The organism is Chryseobacterium sp. MYb328, from assembly GCF_037572595.1.
Taxonomy (GTDB): domain Bacteria; phylum Bacteroidota; class Bacteroidia; order Flavobacteriales; family Weeksellaceae; genus Chryseobacterium; species Chryseobacterium pennae.
On record NZ_JBBGZQ010000003.1, the window covers coordinates 350678 to 366781 of the forward strand.

General features: G+C 35.9%; 14 protein-coding genes. 6 read left to right on the forward strand and 8 right to left on the reverse strand.

All coding sequences use genetic code 11. The features are described 5' to 3' along the window. Positions 1-73 precede the first annotated feature (73 nt). From WH267_RS05560 to WH267_RS05575, 4 genes are all read right to left on the reverse strand, one after another. Positions 74-1711 carry a SusD/RagB family nutrient-binding outer membrane lipoprotein gene (locus WH267_RS05560; protein ID WP_115968223.1) on the reverse strand — a complete coding sequence of 546 codons (1638 nt, stop codon included), beginning with the start codon at positions 1709-1711 and terminating at the stop codon, positions 74-76. A 15-nt stretch (positions 1712-1726) separates the two neighbouring features. Beyond that, positions 1727-4687 carry a SusC/RagA family TonB-linked outer membrane protein gene (locus WH267_RS05565; protein ID WP_340006379.1) on the reverse strand — a complete coding sequence of 987 codons (2961 nt, stop codon included), beginning with the start codon at positions 4685-4687 and terminating at the stop codon, positions 1727-1729. 363 nt (positions 4688-5050) lie between these two features. Continuing rightward, positions 5051-5929 carry an AraC family transcriptional regulator gene (locus tag WH267_RS05570; protein ID WP_115968226.1) on the reverse strand — a complete coding sequence of 293 codons (879 nt, stop codon included), beginning with the start codon at positions 5927-5929 and terminating at the stop codon, positions 5051-5053. A gap of 223 nt (positions 5930-6152) precedes the next feature. Continuing rightward, entirely contained in the window at positions 6153-7145 is a 993-nt protein-coding gene (locus WH267_RS05575) for an EndoS/ChiA family endoglycosidase (protein WP_340006381.1), read from the reverse strand. Positions 7146-7444: 299 nt separating this feature from the next. Here WH267_RS05575 and WH267_RS05580 point away from each other — a divergent pair, with 299 nt between their 5' ends. The 4 genes from WH267_RS05580 (at position 7445) to fabF (ending at position 11298) form a co-directional block, all read left to right on the forward strand. After that, positions 7445-7861: an OsmC family protein gene (locus tag WH267_RS05580; RefSeq protein ID WP_123320410.1), complete on the forward strand. Its 417-nt coding sequence runs from the start codon at positions 7445-7447 to the stop codon at positions 7859-7861. 119 nt (positions 7862-7980) lie between these two features. Continuing rightward, positions 7981-8586, forward strand: a complete 606-nt coding sequence (locus WH267_RS05585) for a TetR/AcrR family transcriptional regulator (protein ID WP_340006383.1) — start codon at positions 7981-7983, stop codon at positions 8584-8586. Between the two features lie 11 nt (positions 8587-8597). Continuing rightward, positions 8598-9866 carry an acetyl-CoA C-acetyltransferase gene (locus WH267_RS05590; protein ID WP_340006385.1) on the forward strand — a complete coding sequence of 423 codons (1269 nt, stop codon included), beginning with the start codon at positions 8598-8600 and terminating at the stop codon, positions 9864-9866. A 190-nt stretch (positions 9867-10056) separates the two neighbouring features. Next, the gene (gene fabF / locus WH267_RS05595; protein WP_340006387.1) at positions 10057-11298 is read left to right on the forward strand and encodes a beta-ketoacyl-ACP synthase II; all 1242 of its coding nucleotides are present in this window, start codon (positions 10057-10059) and stop codon (positions 11296-11298) included. Between the two features lie 85 nt (positions 11299-11383). On the opposite strand, the gene WH267_RS05600 is transcribed toward fabF, so the two are convergent. The 4 genes from WH267_RS05600 to msrB form a co-directional block, all read right to left on the reverse strand. Beyond that, positions 11384-11812: a hypothetical protein gene (locus WH267_RS05600; protein WP_340006389.1), complete on the reverse strand. Its 429-nt coding sequence runs from the start codon at positions 11810-11812 to the stop codon at positions 11384-11386. Between the two features lie 91 nt (positions 11813-11903). Then, positions 11904-12662 carry a murein L,D-transpeptidase catalytic domain family protein gene (locus WH267_RS05605; protein WP_340006390.1) on the reverse strand — a complete coding sequence of 253 codons (759 nt, stop codon included), beginning with the start codon at positions 12660-12662 and terminating at the stop codon, positions 11904-11906. Positions 12663-12760: 98 nt separating this feature from the next. Next, positions 12761-13147: a DUF7079 family protein gene (locus tag WH267_RS05610; protein WP_340006391.1), complete on the reverse strand. Its 387-nt coding sequence runs from the start codon at positions 13145-13147 to the stop codon at positions 12761-12763. Between the two features lie 20 nt (positions 13148-13167). Continuing rightward, on the reverse strand, positions 13168-13695 hold the full coding sequence (gene msrB, locus WH267_RS05615) for a peptide-methionine (R)-S-oxide reductase MsrB (RefSeq protein WP_115968239.1): 528 nt from the start codon (positions 13693-13695) through the stop codon (positions 13168-13170). A gap of 106 nt (positions 13696-13801) precedes the next feature. On the opposite strand from msrB, the gene WH267_RS05620 reads away from it, so the two are divergent. Next, a complete protein-coding gene (locus WH267_RS05620) occupies positions 13802-15046 on the forward strand; it encodes a DUF445 domain-containing protein (RefSeq protein WP_340006393.1) in 1245 nt (414 codons plus the stop codon). A 15-nt stretch (positions 15047-15061) separates the two neighbouring features. Next, positions 15062-15955: a hypothetical protein gene (locus tag WH267_RS05625; protein WP_340006395.1), complete on the forward strand. Its 894-nt coding sequence runs from the start codon at positions 15062-15064 to the stop codon at positions 15953-15955. Positions 15956-16104: the final 149 nt, after the last annotated feature.

A 16104-nucleotide genomic window follows, 5' to 3' on the forward strand; every position in this document is an offset into this window, starting at 1 on the left:
TGGAAAGCCTACGTACTCTCCTGCCTGAATGATTATCACTTCTGAGATGTCTCTGTATTATTAAAGTGATTGATTACTTTTTATCCCACCATAATTTGGTAGCTCCGTTATCCGAGCCGCCTAATTGCTGAACTGCCTGAGCATAATTAAAAGTTGAATTTTTTGTATCATTTGTGAACGGAATTCTTCTGATCATCTGATTGGTATCAATTAATCCTCCACTATCATTTTTTCTGACTTTGAACAAAACTGGATATCCTGTTCTTCTTTGTTCAGCCCATGCTTCAGGGCCATCCGGGTAAAGAGCTAACCATTTTTGAGTGATGATTCTTTCAAGTTTCTTTTCGTTAGAATCACTGTTGTTCCAAGCAATTGTAATGGTACTTAATTGAGAGTCTCCGGCAAGGATATTATTGGCTGCATTTTTAGGATCAATATAAGGAGCTTCTGTTGAAACATTATCTGCAAGATAATTAGCTACATCAGAACTTTTCCCCCATTCTCCAAAAGATTGAGCGATACCAGTCTGATAATTAGCCTGTACATCCCCTGCACCTGAGTAACCTCTCAAAGCCGCTTCAGCTTTTAAAAACCACGTTTCAGCAGCAGTAAATAATTTGAACTTTCCATCAGTTCCGGAGAAATAATCTCCACTAGCAGCTCTTGCTGCAGGTTGAGAATAACCACCATAGGTTGGTTGGCCATTTATTAAATCAATACCTTGGCGAATTCCTATATATTGAGGTTTACCATCTATAAAGGTTGCCGGATCTTTTGCTGTGTTAGCGTAGGAAGAAAGTCTTGGATCTTTGAATCCGTTCATATAAGCCATTATAGGTGCTCCTATAGAACAATCCCCCCACGAATAGATAATAAAACTCAATTCGTGCTGCCCGACACTTATCAATGCATTATCTGTATTGTCAGATATTAATCCTGCGGAAGAAGCAAAGACTTCCTCTGCATATTTTTTTGATTTTGCTGGATCAGCGTAACTCATACGCAAAGCAAATCTCAATTTGAGAGAATTAGCTAATTTTGCCCATTTAGCGATGTCTCCACCATAGATCAAATCTGATCTTTTCACAACAGCTTTATCTTCTACATTCTGGGTTGCGGGAGTATTTTGTACTTTTTGCAAATCAGAAATAGCAGCGGTAAGATCATTAATAAAATTGTTGTAAGCGTCCTGTTGAGAATCGAAATCTGTAACCCCATTTGCATTAGGAGTATCATATTTACTGTACACTACAGGTCCATGGCGATCTGAAACTCTTGCCGCTGTAAGAATTTTCAATATTTTTTTAACTGCAAAAGTTGCGGTAAAATCTATTCCGGGATAATTGTATTTTGCCACATCATCAATGATAATAGAATTATTAAAAGTATCACGCTGTCTTGCGATAATTCTATTGTTCCAGCCATCCATCATTAAATAAGTAAGATTATTTGTTCCTCCATTAAACTGTGATGCTGTACTAAACATTCCACTAAACATATCTGCATTGAGATTTGTCGCTAGCTGATAGTCTGACTGAAAACCTCTTTGCATGGCTTTCATAGGATCTACAATTGCCTTAAAGTCTGCATAAAAATTTTCCGGACCTCCAACTTTCTGCTGATTAAACTCTTCAAAGTCTCCGATACAACTAGAGGCAGAAAAAAGTACGGCTACTCCAAGTATATAAGTTTTAATATTAATTATTCTCATTTTAGTATTGTATATTTAGAAGTTAGCTTTTAATGATAATCCAATAGATCTGGTAATAGGTATACCAAAAGAATCTACTCCTACACCACCAGGTGTGTTTCCTGAAACCTGTTCAGGATCAAACGGTGCTTTTTTATAAAAGAAAAATAGATTTGTTCCCACTAAACTTACTGTTGCATTTCTCAGGTAACTAGAATTGATATCAAAAGTATACCCTATAGATGCCTGGCGCAGCCTTACAGTGGTTGCACTATAGATATATGCTTCATCAATTCCTGCTCCTTCCTGGTTTGCTCCTATCGTTTTATAATAAGCTTGTGCATCAGTTAACTCAGTATAGGCAGCTCCTGCATTTGGTGTTCCTGGTGCATATACTGCATTCGGGATAGATACTCCGCCTGCATCTCTGGCAGAAGCACTGTTCTGACTCACCCCAAGCAAATCATTTGCTTTTTCTGTTAGAGACAGAACTTGGCCCCCAAATTTTCCATCAATCAGAAATGAAATTCCCAATTTTCCAATATTAAAAGAGTTATTAAACCCTAACATAAATTTAGGATTCGGATTACCCAAATAACCAATTTGTTTATCTGCCATAGGCTTTCCATCTGCATCAACTAAAATTCTTCCTTGGTCATCTCTCATAAATTTAACACCATAAATATCTCCGAAAGACCCGCCTAATTTAAGCTTTGTATAAGCACCACCACCAGTAAGTGCAAGAAGTTGACTTTCCGGAACATTTATACTTGATGGAAATAATTCTACAATTTTATTTTTGTTCATGGACCCATTCAAATTAGCCGTCCACCCCAATTTTTCAGAATTTAATATTTTATAGGATAGAGAAGCTTCAAAGCCTGTATTTCTTATTTTTCCAGCATTTACATAATAGGAACCTGACGGTAACCCTCCTAAGTTAGAAGAAATATCAAGTGGCAAAAGCTGATTGGAAGCATTTGAGTTGTAATAGGTGATATCAAAACTTAACCGGTTATTAAACAATCTGAATTCAGTACCAGCTTCAAAAGTTTTATTAATTTCCGGCTTTGCAAATAATTCTTTGAAAGCAGGATCTGTTACAAGTGAGTATTTAGGCTTTACAATCTGACCAGCATCCACAATATATCCGTAAGCACTATTATAACGATCTGTTGCAGTTGCTAAATTGGGAGGCAATCCTAATCCTACTGTAGCATAAGACCCTCTTATTTTCCAAAAATTAATCGTTTCAGGAAGTTTAAAGATGGAGGATAATATTGCATTAGCACCTACAGATTCATAATCGTACCCGTTAGTTCCTGTTAAAGCCAAAGTAGAATCCCAATCATTTCTAAAGGTCATATCTACATAAAACATATTCTTATACCCCAAAGATGCACTTGCAAAAACTGACTGTACTTGTTTTTTGGTACTGTAGCTTATATTATGAAACCCATCTCCTACGCCCCTGTCCACATTCCACTGCAGATTACTTATTGTAAACAAATTCGGAATCGCCAAATAAGCATTATCAATTTCAGTTACTGTATTTCTTGAGGTATTGATACTCCCCCCAACTGTAAAATCTAATGAAATATCCTCACTTAATTTTGGACTCCCTACTAATAAAACGTCTCCGTAAGTAGATGTGTTTTCATATTTGTTTTGAAGGAATCTTCCATTAGTCCCGTTGCTCGTTATAAGACTTGGGTCTGAATAGGCTGAAACCCCTCTTTGACTATCAGTACTATTCCAACTATAATTCCCTCTTAATCTTGCTGATAACCAAGAATTTATTTGATAAGCTAGTGATACGGCACTATATGCGTTTTTATTGTTAACAGTAACTTTATCTCTGTTTAATATCCAGTAAGGGTTTTGTGTTGCAGGATTTCCGTTGAATTTTCCGTCTGGTCCTATAGCCCACCAGTTTTGACCTGGCAATAATCTCGATTTATCTATATAATAGTAGTTACTATTATTATATTGGTCAAAATCTACTCCTCTTGGCAACCAATATAAACTCACTAAAGGGGAGAAAGAAATACCCGGAGTCTGTCTATTGATGCTATTTTGTATAGAGCCAATAAAATTAGCATCCAACGTTAATTTATCATTCAGATATTTACTAGAGTTTCTAAAAGAGACATTGTACTGATCGAAATAAGAAGAAGGAATAATCCCTTTATTAGTAGTATTTCCAATTGAGAAATAATTCGTTGATTTTTCGGTTCCTGATTGAAAAGAAAGGCTATTAACCCAAGTTGTACCGGCTTGCAGAAAGTCTTTTAAATAATCTTTGGAAGCTCCTTTCGCACCCCAGCTTTCATTGGATAAACCAGGAATTTGGCCAGCAACTGAAGGATCATAGGAAAGATAACTATGCTGCAACTTGGGAAGACTATATGCTTGATCTACTGTAAAACTTGTATTGTAACTTATAGAGCTTTTACCTACTTTTCCTTTTTTAGTGGTAATCAGGATAACGCCATTCCCTCCCATAGAGCCATAAAGAGCAGAAGCAGAAGCTCCTTTTAAGAAGTTGATGCTTTCAATGTCATCCGGATTGATAGAACTTAAAACATCTCCTGCGTCTGGCATTGTAGAATATTGGCTGGCCTCAGCAGATTTTCCACCCCCGTTAATAATGGGAATACCATCTATTACATAGAGAGGCTGACTACTACTTGCTGATTTATTACCTCTCATTAAAACCCTTACCGAACTTCCTACACCGTTAGTTCTATTGATCTGTACATTGGAAACTTTTCCACTGATAGAGTTTAAAAAATTGGGTGTTTTCACTTCTGTCAGTTCATCCCCACCAATTTGCTGGCTGGAATAGGTCAAAGAGCGGGCCTGCTTTTTAATCCCCAAAGAGGTGACTACGACCTCCTGAATATCGGTTGTCTTCGTAGTGTCGGCCGCTTTTTTTTCCTGTGCAGTGGCAGAAAGGGAAAAAACAAATAGAACCGGTATAACTGCTTTTCTCATAAGGTTTAGATTAGTTAGATTTAATTGAGAATCAATGACATTACTTTATAATTCAATACAAAAAAAATTATTGTTTTTTTAGCAATATTTTGCCGTTTATGTATTAAAAAATTTAAAGTTTTGTTAAGATTTAATTCACATTAACAAATCTATATTTTGTAATCAGCCCGATATAATACTATTTTATCATAAAACGATATTATTTTTTCAGTGAATTTATAAAAAACCACACAATCGATTATACATCAGTAAATTAACATACAAATAGCATAACCAATAAAAGGAGAATTATCTTAGAATTTTTTATTTTAGATTGAGAAATACAGTATCGTATTTAAGTATATATTGAAGCTAAAAAGGACTTTACTCAATTTTTTTCACTCCTTTAAACTGTTCTCTGAATTCAGTAGGAGTCGTCTTTTTAATAGATTTAAAGACTTTATTAAAGTTGGCAATATTATTGAAACCTGCTTCGAAAGCAATTTCAAAAACAGTAAGATTCTTTTCCATCAGCCAACGGGCCGCATAGCTTATTCTGATCTCATTAAGGTAATTGATAAATGTTTTTCCTGTTCTTTTTTTAATGAATCTGTTGAACGTTACATTGCTCATATTCACCAACGAGGCAACATTATCCAGGGTTATTTTATTCTCAAAATTTTTATGTACAAAATCATGGATCGCCTTCATTTTATCATTATCAGCAAAAGTTTCAAGTTCAATACTGTAGGAAGACAAAAGTGTTTTATCTTCTGCGATGGCCAGCTCATTGAGGATTTTCATAATCTCGATGAAGGATTCAAAACTGTTCATTTTCGACAGATTGAGAAACGAGTCCTTTAGTTTTTCAGCGGTCTTCGTTGAAAAAAGAATGCCGCGGATTGAATCTTTCATCAGATTATTGATCGGTTTCAGTATATTTTTCTGCATCATAGACTGATTGAAGAAATCCTGATTAAACTGTATGGTAATTTCGTGGGTTTTCCGGTTCTTACATTTATAGTTTGCCCAGCAATGCGGTAAATTCGGGCCTACCAATACGAGTTCTATATCTCCAATCTCACCTGTATGATCCCCAATCATTCTGCGGTATCCTTTTCCTTTGTACACAAAGTTAATTTCAATTTCCGGATGATAATGATAAGGAAAATCAAAAGAGGCTTTAATTCTGTCAAACACAAGAAAACTATCTTCAGGAGATAGTGGAGTTATTTCTCTAAGAATATTTTCTAATTCACTCATACAGAGGTTTTTGAAAAATTAAAAAATAGCAACAATACTATTCAGACACATAATTATTATTTATAATTTCAATTACTAAATTACGCTTATTTTTATAAAAAAATTATTACAATTACATACTTACCAAAGAAAACCGCTTCACAAATTTGCGAAACGGCTTTCTTTGTCCTCTGGAATGTATTTCAGTCACCTGTTAACATTAACAATAGAGGATTTATTTCCATTAATAATAAGTTTTAAGCTTTGTTATCATTTCTTTATAATACTTATAATCCTGTTTCTTATCAAAATTAAATCCATAAGCTCCATAACCACCAACTTTGGACTGATATTTCGGGGAAGTATAATATTGTTTTAGACGGAGTGGTCCCTGGCTGCTGCTCGTAGAAGAATATGCCGCTTCAAAATCTGCAGAAATCAGCATTATCCGATCCTTTGGAAAGCCGGCCTGCAAATAACCGTCAATTTTATCGTCAGTATAAGCTTCATTGCCCCAGTAATCCTGAATATATATAGCACTAATTTTCGTAAGTGTTTCTTGTGACAGCTTTAATTCTGACAATCCAACATTTGTATCAACAATTAACAATTTGCCGGATTTAGATTTCGGGCCAAAGTATTTGGCAAAAGCCTGTACATAAAGATCCCAATCGCTGTTATTGATCCCTGTAGTAGAATACCCCGGCTCTAAATCCAGATCTATCCCATCAAATCCCCATTTATTTAAAGAGTCTGACACTTTTTTAGCATATGCATCATAATCTTCAGGTGTATTTTGAAATTTTATTGTTTTCTTTTCATCTTTATAGTTTTCAAAAATTTCATTTAAAAACTGAGTTTGTACTACTATTGTCTTTTTAGATTTCAGGTATTTAATGTCATTAATAATCTCAGTCAAAGTTTTAGCATCTTCACCGGATGCTCCCGGAACTCTTTCTCCTCTCTTTAAATTACAAAGTCCTGAAAAACGATGAAACAAATTAACAATATCCATGCCTTCAGGAATATCTCTCAGATTATAATAATCAGGGGTCACTCCCCCTCTCGTTAACCCATTGAAGTATCCAACTATTTTGAATTTTTTATAACTGATAGCGTCAAGTGGATCCTTTTGTTGATCAACTTCACTCCCATCTCCCATACAGGACATAAAGTTAAAAGATATTAGAATTAAGGTCATTAACTTAAAAAAGGGATTTTTAATTTTGTTTTTCATATTTTATATTTTTATATCATTAATTACAACAAATATTGATCATTCCACCAATCCATCTTACAACCATTATATAATTCAATTTTTGTTAATATTTACAAATCTAGATTTGATATACAATCAGATATAATACTATTTTATCATAAAACGATATTATTTACGCACTCCCATATAACCAAATAACTGATTTACAGATTTAAAAGAGATTATGTCATACATTATCAAAACCGACTTGATTTTGATAATTAAAAAACTTTTTTTGTATCTTTAAAATAAATTCATATTAATCAAAACTCTACAGTATGAGACGTAACGCAACAGCCGTTTGGAACGGTACCATTAAAGAAGGAAAGGGACACCTTACAACCCAAAGTACCACCTTAAACCAGACTCAATATTCTTTTAACAGCCGTTTTGCAGATGGGGTGGGAACCAATCCTGAAGAATTGCTGGCCGCTGCCCATGCCGGATGTTTTACCATGAAATTAAGTGCTGAACTTTCCCAGGCAGGTTACACTCCTGAAGAATTAACAACCACTTCAGTCATCACTCTTGATCCTAACATTGGAAAAATTACAAAATCAGAATTAACCCTTACTGCAAAAGTTCCGGGAATTTCTGATGAAGAGTTTCAGAAATATGCAAAGATCGCAGAAGAAGGGTGCCCTGTAAGCGCAGCATTCAACTTTGAAATTACTCTGAATGCTACTTTAGCTTAAAAAGCTTACCATATAAAAATATGAAGTCTGGGTTATGATAAAATCTCAGACTTCGTTTTAAAATAAAATATACCAAATGGTATATTTTTGTATATTTGCATTATATTTAAGCACTTAAAATGTCAAAGGCAGAAAAGACAAAACAATTTATCATCGAGAAAACAGCAACTTTATTCAATACCAAAGGTTATGGCGCTACATCCCTTTCGGATATTACCCAGGCAACAGGTTTGACCAAAGGAAGCATTTACGGCAACTTTGAAAACAAGGATCAGGTAGCTATTGAGGTGTATAAATATAATGCAGGGCTGTTGAGCAAGGTAATGAATTACTCTCTTGGAGAACAATATCCTACATCAACCGATAAGCTCCATGCTTTTGTATCTTTCTACCGTAAAAACTGGCGTTCTGTATTTTCAAATGGAGGCTGCCCTTTAATGAATGCAGCTACAGAAGCCGATGATTCTTTTCCTGTACTTAAACAATACGTTCAGAAATCATTCATGCTATGGACTGAAAAAATAGCTTCAGTTATTGCTCAGGGTCAAAAAAACGGGGAATTGAACGCCTCAGTAAATGCAGATGAGTATGCTTCTCTGTTTATCATGCTTATTGAGGGAGGAATTCTCCTTTCAAAAACGATGGATGAGGAACGGTTCCTGAACCAGGCACTGGATAAGGTCAAGGATATGATTGATCACGAACTCATAATTCTTCCATCATAAATTTTCACAATATGGAAACAAAAAAAGTGGCCATTGTAGGATACAACAGAATCCCATTTGCCAGAATGAATACCGCCTATTCCGAAAAGGGTAACCAGGATCTTCTCCTTGTTGCTATGAGCGGATTGATAGACCGCTATCAGTTACAAGGTAAATTACTAGGAGAAGTTGCCGGTGGTGCTGTCATCAAACACATCTCTGAAAGCAACCTCATCAGAGAAACTGTAATGAACACTTCACTGAATCCTGCAACTCCTGCCTGTGATTTGCAACAGGCCTGTGATACCGGAATTGAAGCAGCTATTTATATCGGAAATAAAATTGCACTCGGACAAATAGAAAGCGGTATCGCCTGTGGTGTCGAAGCCATGAGCAACATCCCTTTTGAATCTTCTCCCCGCCTAAGAAAAGCCCTTTTAAAAGCGAATAAAGAAAAATCTGCATTCGGGAAAATAAAACAGCTTCTAAGCCCCAAACTGAAAGATTGGATGCCCATCCCTTACAAAGGGCAGGAGCCAAAAACAGGTCTGGTGATGGGTGAGCATACCGAGATCACAGCAAAATATTATAAAATTTCCAGAGAAGATCAGGATGATTTGGCTTTTAAAAGTCATCAGAACATGGCAAAAGCTTATGATGAAGGATTTTTTGATGATATGATAACTCCTGCCTATGGCCTGGATAAAGACAACAACCTCCGCCGTGATACCAGTCTTGAAAAGTTATCTCAGTTAAAACCGGCTTTTGATAAACAGAATGGAACTTTAACAGCTGGAAATTCAACACCTTTTACAGACGGTGCTTCAGCAGTTTTATTGGCAAGTGAAGAGTGGGCAAAAGCCAATAATCTTCCTGTTCTGGCTTATATTACATTTTCAGAGCTTGCCGGTATAGAATATGTTGAAAACAAACAGAACCTATTATTAGCTCCTGTTTTTGCCGCTGAAAGAATGTTGAAGAAAGCAGGAATGAACCTGGATGACTTTGACTATTACGAAATTCATGAAGCTTTTGCTGCTCAAGTACTGGCCACCATTAAAATCTGGGAAAATGATGATCTGGCTAAACAGTTCGGATTGGAAAAAGCACTTGGCAAAATCGACAGAAGTAAACTCAATATAAAAGGCGGAAGTCTTGCAGCAGCCCATCCTTTTGCAGCAACAGGCGGAAGAATTATAGCTACCTTAGCCAAACTTCTGAATGAAAAAGGTAGTGGAAAAGGATTTATTTCCATCTGTGCAGCTCGTGGACAGGGGATAACAATGATCTTAGAAAAGTAGTTTACAGCTGCTTTTACATAAAAACATTCATTATGCTATAAATAATACACCTTATTATTCGTCTGTAGCGAAAGAAAAATGATAATATTGCAAACGGAAAACAGAATGATAAAGAAAAGCAGTGAAATGAAGCATGGGTAAAAAGACTTTACCTCATGAAAAATCTAATCAGTTTTAAATAATAACTAATATGAAAAGAGTTGTCATTACAGGATTGGGAGCAGTGACACCCTTGGGAAATAATGTCGAAGACTTTTGGCACAACAGTATTAACGGAGCTAGCGGAGCAGGGTTAATCACTCATTTCGATTCAGAAAAATTTAAGGTACACTTCGCATGTGAGGTAAAAGGTTTTGATCCAAAACTGCATCTTACCCACAACGAAATCAAAAGAAGTGACCTTTTTACACAATATGCCATGTATGCTTCAGCAGAAGCAATACAGGATTCCGGTTTAGAGCTTGAAAATATGGATCCTTTCGATTCCGGAGTGATCTGGGGAACAGGACAAGGCGGAATGTGGACTTTTGAAAAGGAAGTGATGGATTTTGCACATGGTGATGGTACCCCACGTTTTAACCCGTTTTTTGTCCCTAAGTTTATTGCCAATATGGCTTCAGGAATGATCTCCATGAAATATGGCCTTCAGGGAATTAATTATACAACAGTTTCTGCCTGCGCAACAGGAAATACAGCATTGATGGATGCTTTTAATTATATCCGCCTGGGAAAAGCAAAAGTAATCATCAGTGGTGGTTCTGAAGCAGCTATTACTCCGGCTTCAATAGGAGGTTTCTCCATTATGAAAGCCATGTCTACAAGAAACGATGACTTTGCTACAGCCAGCCGTCCTTATGATGCAGAAAGAGACGGTTTTGTAATGGGTGAAGGTGCAGGTGCATTAGTCCTTGAAGAATACGAACATGCCGTAGCAAGAGGCGCAAAAATCTATGCCGAATTAGCCGGAGCAGCGATGACTGCCGATGCATACCATATGACGGCACCTCATCCTGAAGGAGTGGGTGCGATCAAAGCTATGCAATTGGCTGTAAAAGAAGCAGGTATTACTATGGAAGATATTGATTATATTAATCCACATGCCACTTCCACCCCATTGGGAGACTTAATTGAATTAAAAGCAATCAATAAGGCATTCAAAGGAAATAAAAACCTTGATATCAGTGCTACCAAATCAATGACCGGGCATTTATTAGGTGCTGCAGGAGCCGTTGAAGCAATCCTTTCTATTAAGGCTATTCAGAATGGTATCATTCCGCCAACCATCAATCTTCACAGTATTGATGAGAACATTCCTAAGGATATTAATATTGTATTTGGAGAAGCTAAGGAAAAGAATATCAATTTTGCATTGAGTAATGCCTTTGGATTTGGCGGACATAATGCAACGGTTGTATTTAAGAAGTTCAGCTAATCCTGAAATAAAGATAATTTTTAATCCCTGTGCTTCAATGTATGGGGATTTTTAATTTTAAATGGATAGGGCAGATATCAATAGCCTAAAGTACTCTAGTGGCTGGAGTGAAAAAATCATCTGAATTTTCTGCCATTGGAATATACAGTCTTGTCCACTCTTCAGAGTCTATCATATCCCAGCTGTGCCCCTCTCCTTCAATATCTTCTGCTAAAAGAATAATACCTGGTTCAATGACAAATGTTGACCCGTCAGTAACCTTAAATCTGACAGTCCCTTTAATCGTAACGACATATTGTTTACGGGGAGCAACATGGGTTTTCTTTTCCCATTCTTCAGTTTGATTACTGATCCAGAATACACTAGCATTAATGTGGGCCAAAGTTGGCATTGTTCCCTCTTCAAAACTACATGATCCGTCAATGTTATTCACTAATCTTATAGCAGGGACAAACCCTGGCGAAATTTCTGGTGACACATCCACATTTTGGTCATTTTTATATTCTGTATTCATAAATTCAATAATTACTGTTAAGGTTTTGATAAGGGATCAGATGATAAATGTATTCAAAAATTAAAAAGCAGTCAAACCTGACTGCTTTTTCTTATGCTTTTAACCATTCTGAGGAGGAAAGGTAATTCTGATCGGGATAATAGATGAATAATAAATTTCTCCCTTTTATCGTATTGATCATTGATTGTGACAGTTCTCTCGGTACTGCGGGACACCCCCAGCTTCTTCCGATTCTTTTGTGTACCGTTGCAAATGCATCACTTACATAATCTGCCCCATGCATTACGATAGCTCTTTTATACGCTGCATCATTGAATCCTTTATCCATTCCCAATAATCTCAATGAGTATCCGTTGTCTCCCTGATAAGTAGCATCTGTGATATAAAATCCCATGCTGCTCTGCCGCGAACTTTCCGTGTTAGAAAAATTCGTAGCAAATTCTTCGCCTGTATTTTTACCGTGCGCAACCAATGAGTTGAACAATACTTTTTTGTCGTTAAGATCAATGATCCAAAGTCTTTTGGTATTGGAGGACATAGAAAAATCGCAAACAGTTAATAAATGCGACTCGCCAGTAAGTAATCCTGCTTTCTTTAAGTTTTCAAATCCTGTTAATGCTTTAGAGAACACTTCATAGTTCAGTTCATGTTCAGGATCAAATTCAATTGACTGGTATAAAGCTTCTGATGAAGATACGGCTACAGTAGCATTCTTCTCAGATTTCGTGTCAGTTACTCTTTCTGTCTTTTTTGTGGTGATATTTTCATTCTTTACCACCGCTCTTGGAGAAATGTAGAAAGAGGTAATCACCATGTAAATAAGGCCTATTACGCCATAAAATCCTTTCATTCAATAATATATTAGTTCCAAATTAGTGGGGCAAAATTATAAAAACATCGCTATCAGCCACTTATAAGTCTACAAAGTTTAACTGAATTTAAGAAACTTTAACGGAGAAGCCCTCCATCTATCTGGTTATAAATATCTTCTAACCTTTTCCAATAACTCCTATTTATCTTATCATAAATGGGATAAAGACATTTGACAGCAAAAATATCCAGCTTATTTCTCGTTTCAATCCATTTCATAATATTTTTAACCAATACCAATTCATCAAACCCTGCCCATTCTCCTGCAGGAATCAAAAGGTTTGAAAAGAAGACAGGAAACACTTCATATTGGTCAATTTCTTTGATTTCTTCAAAAGTAAAAGGGTTTTCAAAAAAAGTTTCTGCCATATATTTGAAATCAGACTCCTGAAGCTCTGTATCAAGATATAGATCCGACAAAACAATCCAGATCTGTTTTCGCTTTTCTAAGTTCTGTCCTTTCATGGCAATGAAATACAACGATTTTATTTTTCTGAATCTGAAACAAATTCAAGGCTGATGGAGTTCATGCAATACCTCAAACCGGTAGGCTTTGGGCCATCATCAAATACATGTCCCAAGTGAGAATCACACCTCTTGCAAAGCACCTCTACTCTTTCCATTCCATAGGTCTGATCCCTTTTGTAATATACGCCCTCTTTATCTGCTTCGAAGAAACTTGGCCATCCACAACTGCTGGCAAATTTTGAAGTAGAGCGGAATAAATGATTCCCACAAACAGCACAATAATAATCTCCTATCTCATCAAATTCATTATATTTTCCTGTAAAAGCTCTTTCTGTAGCAGCTTCTCTTGAGATTGCGTAAAGATCCGGAGCTAAGATTTTCTTCCATTCTTCATTGGAGATATTCAGTTTTGTGGTATCGGTTCTTGAGTAATATGGATTGTTTTTTGCTTCTGTATTTTCCATAGAAGTAATTTTAATAGGTTGCTGTTTCTGCGTACATCCTTGCAGAACAATTAATATAAGAGCTGAAATTAAAAATTTCATCGTAAATTTTAACTTTTAAAGGATAAAAAACTTTTATACGTTTTGTACTAAAAAGCTTTATTCACATTAAATGGTTTTCATAACCAAATTTAGTAAATTTGAGAATATGAATGACGAAGCAAAAAGAAAACAGCTAAGAAAATATAAGGCATTTGCTACAGGACTATTTGTTCTGATGGCCCTTATTTTCATTGTGACAACCATTATGCAGAAGTCCAATTCTTCCCATTGGATAGGATATGTACGCGCTTTTGCTGAAGCTGCCATGGTAGGTGCTTTGGCCGACTGGTTTGCAGTTACCGCCCTATTCCGTCATCCACTTGGGCTACCGATTCCTCACACCAACCTGATTGAAAACAGTAAGCAAAGATTGGGCGATAACCTCGGAAGCTTCGTAGTGAGTAATTTTCTTTCCCCTCAGAATATCCGCCCATACATTCAAAAAATCAAAGTTTCAGGTTTTGCCGGGGAATGGCTTGCCAAAGAAAAAAATCAGGATATTCTGATCCGAAACCTGTCAGATATTGTGCTTGATATTCTCAATAAGCTTGATGATTCTACTGTGAGCCAATTCATCAGTAAAAAGGTTTCTGATATGACGGATGATATCAAACTTAACAAAGTAGTAGGCAACGGGATCCATTATATTCTGGAAAAAAATGACCATCAGCGGATTATCACCAATCTTTCAAAACAGATCAAAGAATATATTATTCAAAATGATGAAATGATTAAAGATCGGGTAAAGAAAGGAAGTTATACTTTCATCCCGTCTTTTGTTGATAATAAAATTGCGGATAAGATTGCAGACGGACTGTCTGTTTTTTTCAAAGAAATAGAAGAAAATCCGGAACATGAAGTAAGAGGTTTAATCACTCAAAAAATTCATGAATTTTCGGTTGACCTTAAGGAAGATCCAAAATGGGATGAAGAATTTAAAACTATTAAAAAAGGACTCCTTAAAAATGATAAGCTTGATGAATACTCTAATGACATTTGGGTTTCCATCAAGAAAACATTAATGAAAGAACTTCAGGAGGACCATTCTGCCTTGAAAAATTATCTTTCTAAAAACCTGAACGAGTTTTCGCAAAATTTAAAAACTGATGAAAACCTTCAGAATAAAATTGATCATTGGGTTCGGGTAACAGCCTATAAATATATTCTGAAAAACACCCATCAATTCGGAAACCTAATCAGTACCACTGTAGGAAACTGGCAGGGTAAGGAATTAAGCGAAAAAATGGAACTGGAGGTAGGAAAAGACCTTCAGTTCATCCGTGTTAACGGAACCTTAGTTGGTGGTTTGGTAGGCCTTATTATCTATACTATTGCTCACTTTTTCCTCTAAAAACTGATCCCAACCATGAAAAAAGCTTTTTCCCTATTCCTATTCTTTTCCCTAACCTTCTTTTTTTGTCAAAAGGTTGAATTAAAACAGATCACCGACTCTTCTCAGACCTTTAAGGGAGAAATTGCTGGAGTTCCCATTACTCTTCAGCTCCATTATGATGGTATTCCGGATTGCAACTTATACCAGCATTTTATAGACGGCTGGTATTATTACGATAAATATCAGAAGAAAATTCCTCTAACAGGGCTTTATGATTATGGTAAACTGTTATTATATAATTTTGGATCTAAGCATCAACACATTTCTAAACAGTTTAAAGAAAGGATCAACTCACCACAGGACGTAGAAAAAGCAGTGGAAATTGCGAAAACATTTAGTCCGAAGGAAACCATTTTATTTGGGCAGGGCGAAACCCGTGAAAATCCTATTTCAGGAAGTTTTTATTTAGAAAATAAAGCTAAAGCTCAATCTGCCAAATTATTCACCAGTAATGATATGATCTATCGCTACAATAATTATCTGATCTTACCTAATAATAAAAGAATCAACACGTTTGATGTTATTAATTTATATGGCGGAAATGAGCTGATTTCTTATGTTTCCGGAGAAAAAGGGAACAGGGTTTTACTGTATTTTGAACATTCATCAAACCTTAATGCCTGTGGGAGATGTGGCGCCAGCGAAGGTGAGAAAGGCTACAGGATTCTTTATTTCACCAAAGACTGGAACTATAAACGGTATGAAGAATTTCTTACCGAAAGCTGCATGGAAAACATTTATGATACGACCAAGATAAAATCTAAGGATGATAAAACAATACAGTATAAAATAGGTAAATCTGATTCCTATCCTGCTCATACACTAACCGTTGATATTAAAAATGCTGCTGTAACAAAGTCAAAATAAAAGGGTTCAATTTGAACCCACATAATCTATTTTTTTATTGCCACGGATGCCTTTAGATTTGCACAAGGATTTAGAAGTAAATTAGATAATAATTAAATTCTGAAGAACCAGAGAAAATAAAGTGAACTAAACGGATGCATAGACATGAA

Bases quoted from the DNA above. Each gene is read 5' to 3' on its own strand.
- fabF (WP_340006387.1), top strand. From the start codon at position 10,057: ATGAAAAGAGTTGTCATTACAGGATTGGGAGCAGTGACACCCTTGGGA.
- WH267_RS05610 (WP_340006391.1), bottom strand. From the start codon at position 13,147: ATGAAAGGACAGAACTTAGAAAAGCGAAAACAGATCTGGATTGTTTTG.
- WH267_RS05620 (WP_340006393.1), top strand. From the start codon at position 13,802: ATGAATGACGAAGCAAAAAGAAAACAGCTAAGAAAATATAAGGCATTT.
- WH267_RS05560 (WP_115968223.1), bottom strand. From the start codon at position 1,711: ATGAGAATAATTAATATTAAAACTTATATACTTGGAGTAGCCGTACTT.
- WH267_RS05590 (WP_340006385.1), top strand. From the start codon at position 8,598: ATGGAAACAAAAAAAGTGGCCATTGTAGGATACAACAGAATCCCATTT.
- WH267_RS05570 (WP_115968226.1), bottom strand. From the start codon at position 5,929: ATGAGTGAATTAGAAAATATTCTTAGAGAAATAACTCCACTATCTCCT.
- WH267_RS05605 (WP_340006390.1), bottom strand. From the start codon at position 12,662: ATGAAAGGATTTTATGGCGTAATAGGCCTTATTTACATGGTGATTACC.
- WH267_RS05585 (WP_340006383.1), top strand. From the start codon at position 7,981: ATGTCAAAGGCAGAAAAGACAAAACAATTTATCATCGAGAAAACAGCA.
- WH267_RS05625 (WP_340006395.1), top strand. From the start codon at position 15,062: ATGAAAAAAGCTTTTTCCCTATTCCTATTCTTTTCCCTAACCTTCTTT.
- WH267_RS05600 (WP_340006389.1), bottom strand. From the start codon at position 11,812: ATGAATACAGAATATAAAAATGACCAAAATGTGGATGTGTCACCAGAA.
- msrB (WP_115968239.1), bottom strand. From the start codon at position 13,695: ATGAAATTTTTAATTTCAGCTCTTATATTAATTGTTCTGCAAGGATGT.
- WH267_RS05575 (WP_340006381.1), bottom strand. From the start codon at position 7,145: ATGAAAAACAAAATTAAAAATCCCTTTTTTAAGTTAATGACCTTAATT.
- WH267_RS05580 (WP_123320410.1), top strand. From the start codon at position 7,445: ATGAGACGTAACGCAACAGCCGTTTGGAACGGTACCATTAAAGAAGGA.
- WH267_RS05565 (WP_340006379.1), bottom strand. From the start codon at position 4,687: ATGAGAAAAGCAGTTATACCGGTTCTATTTGTTTTTTCCCTTTCTGCC.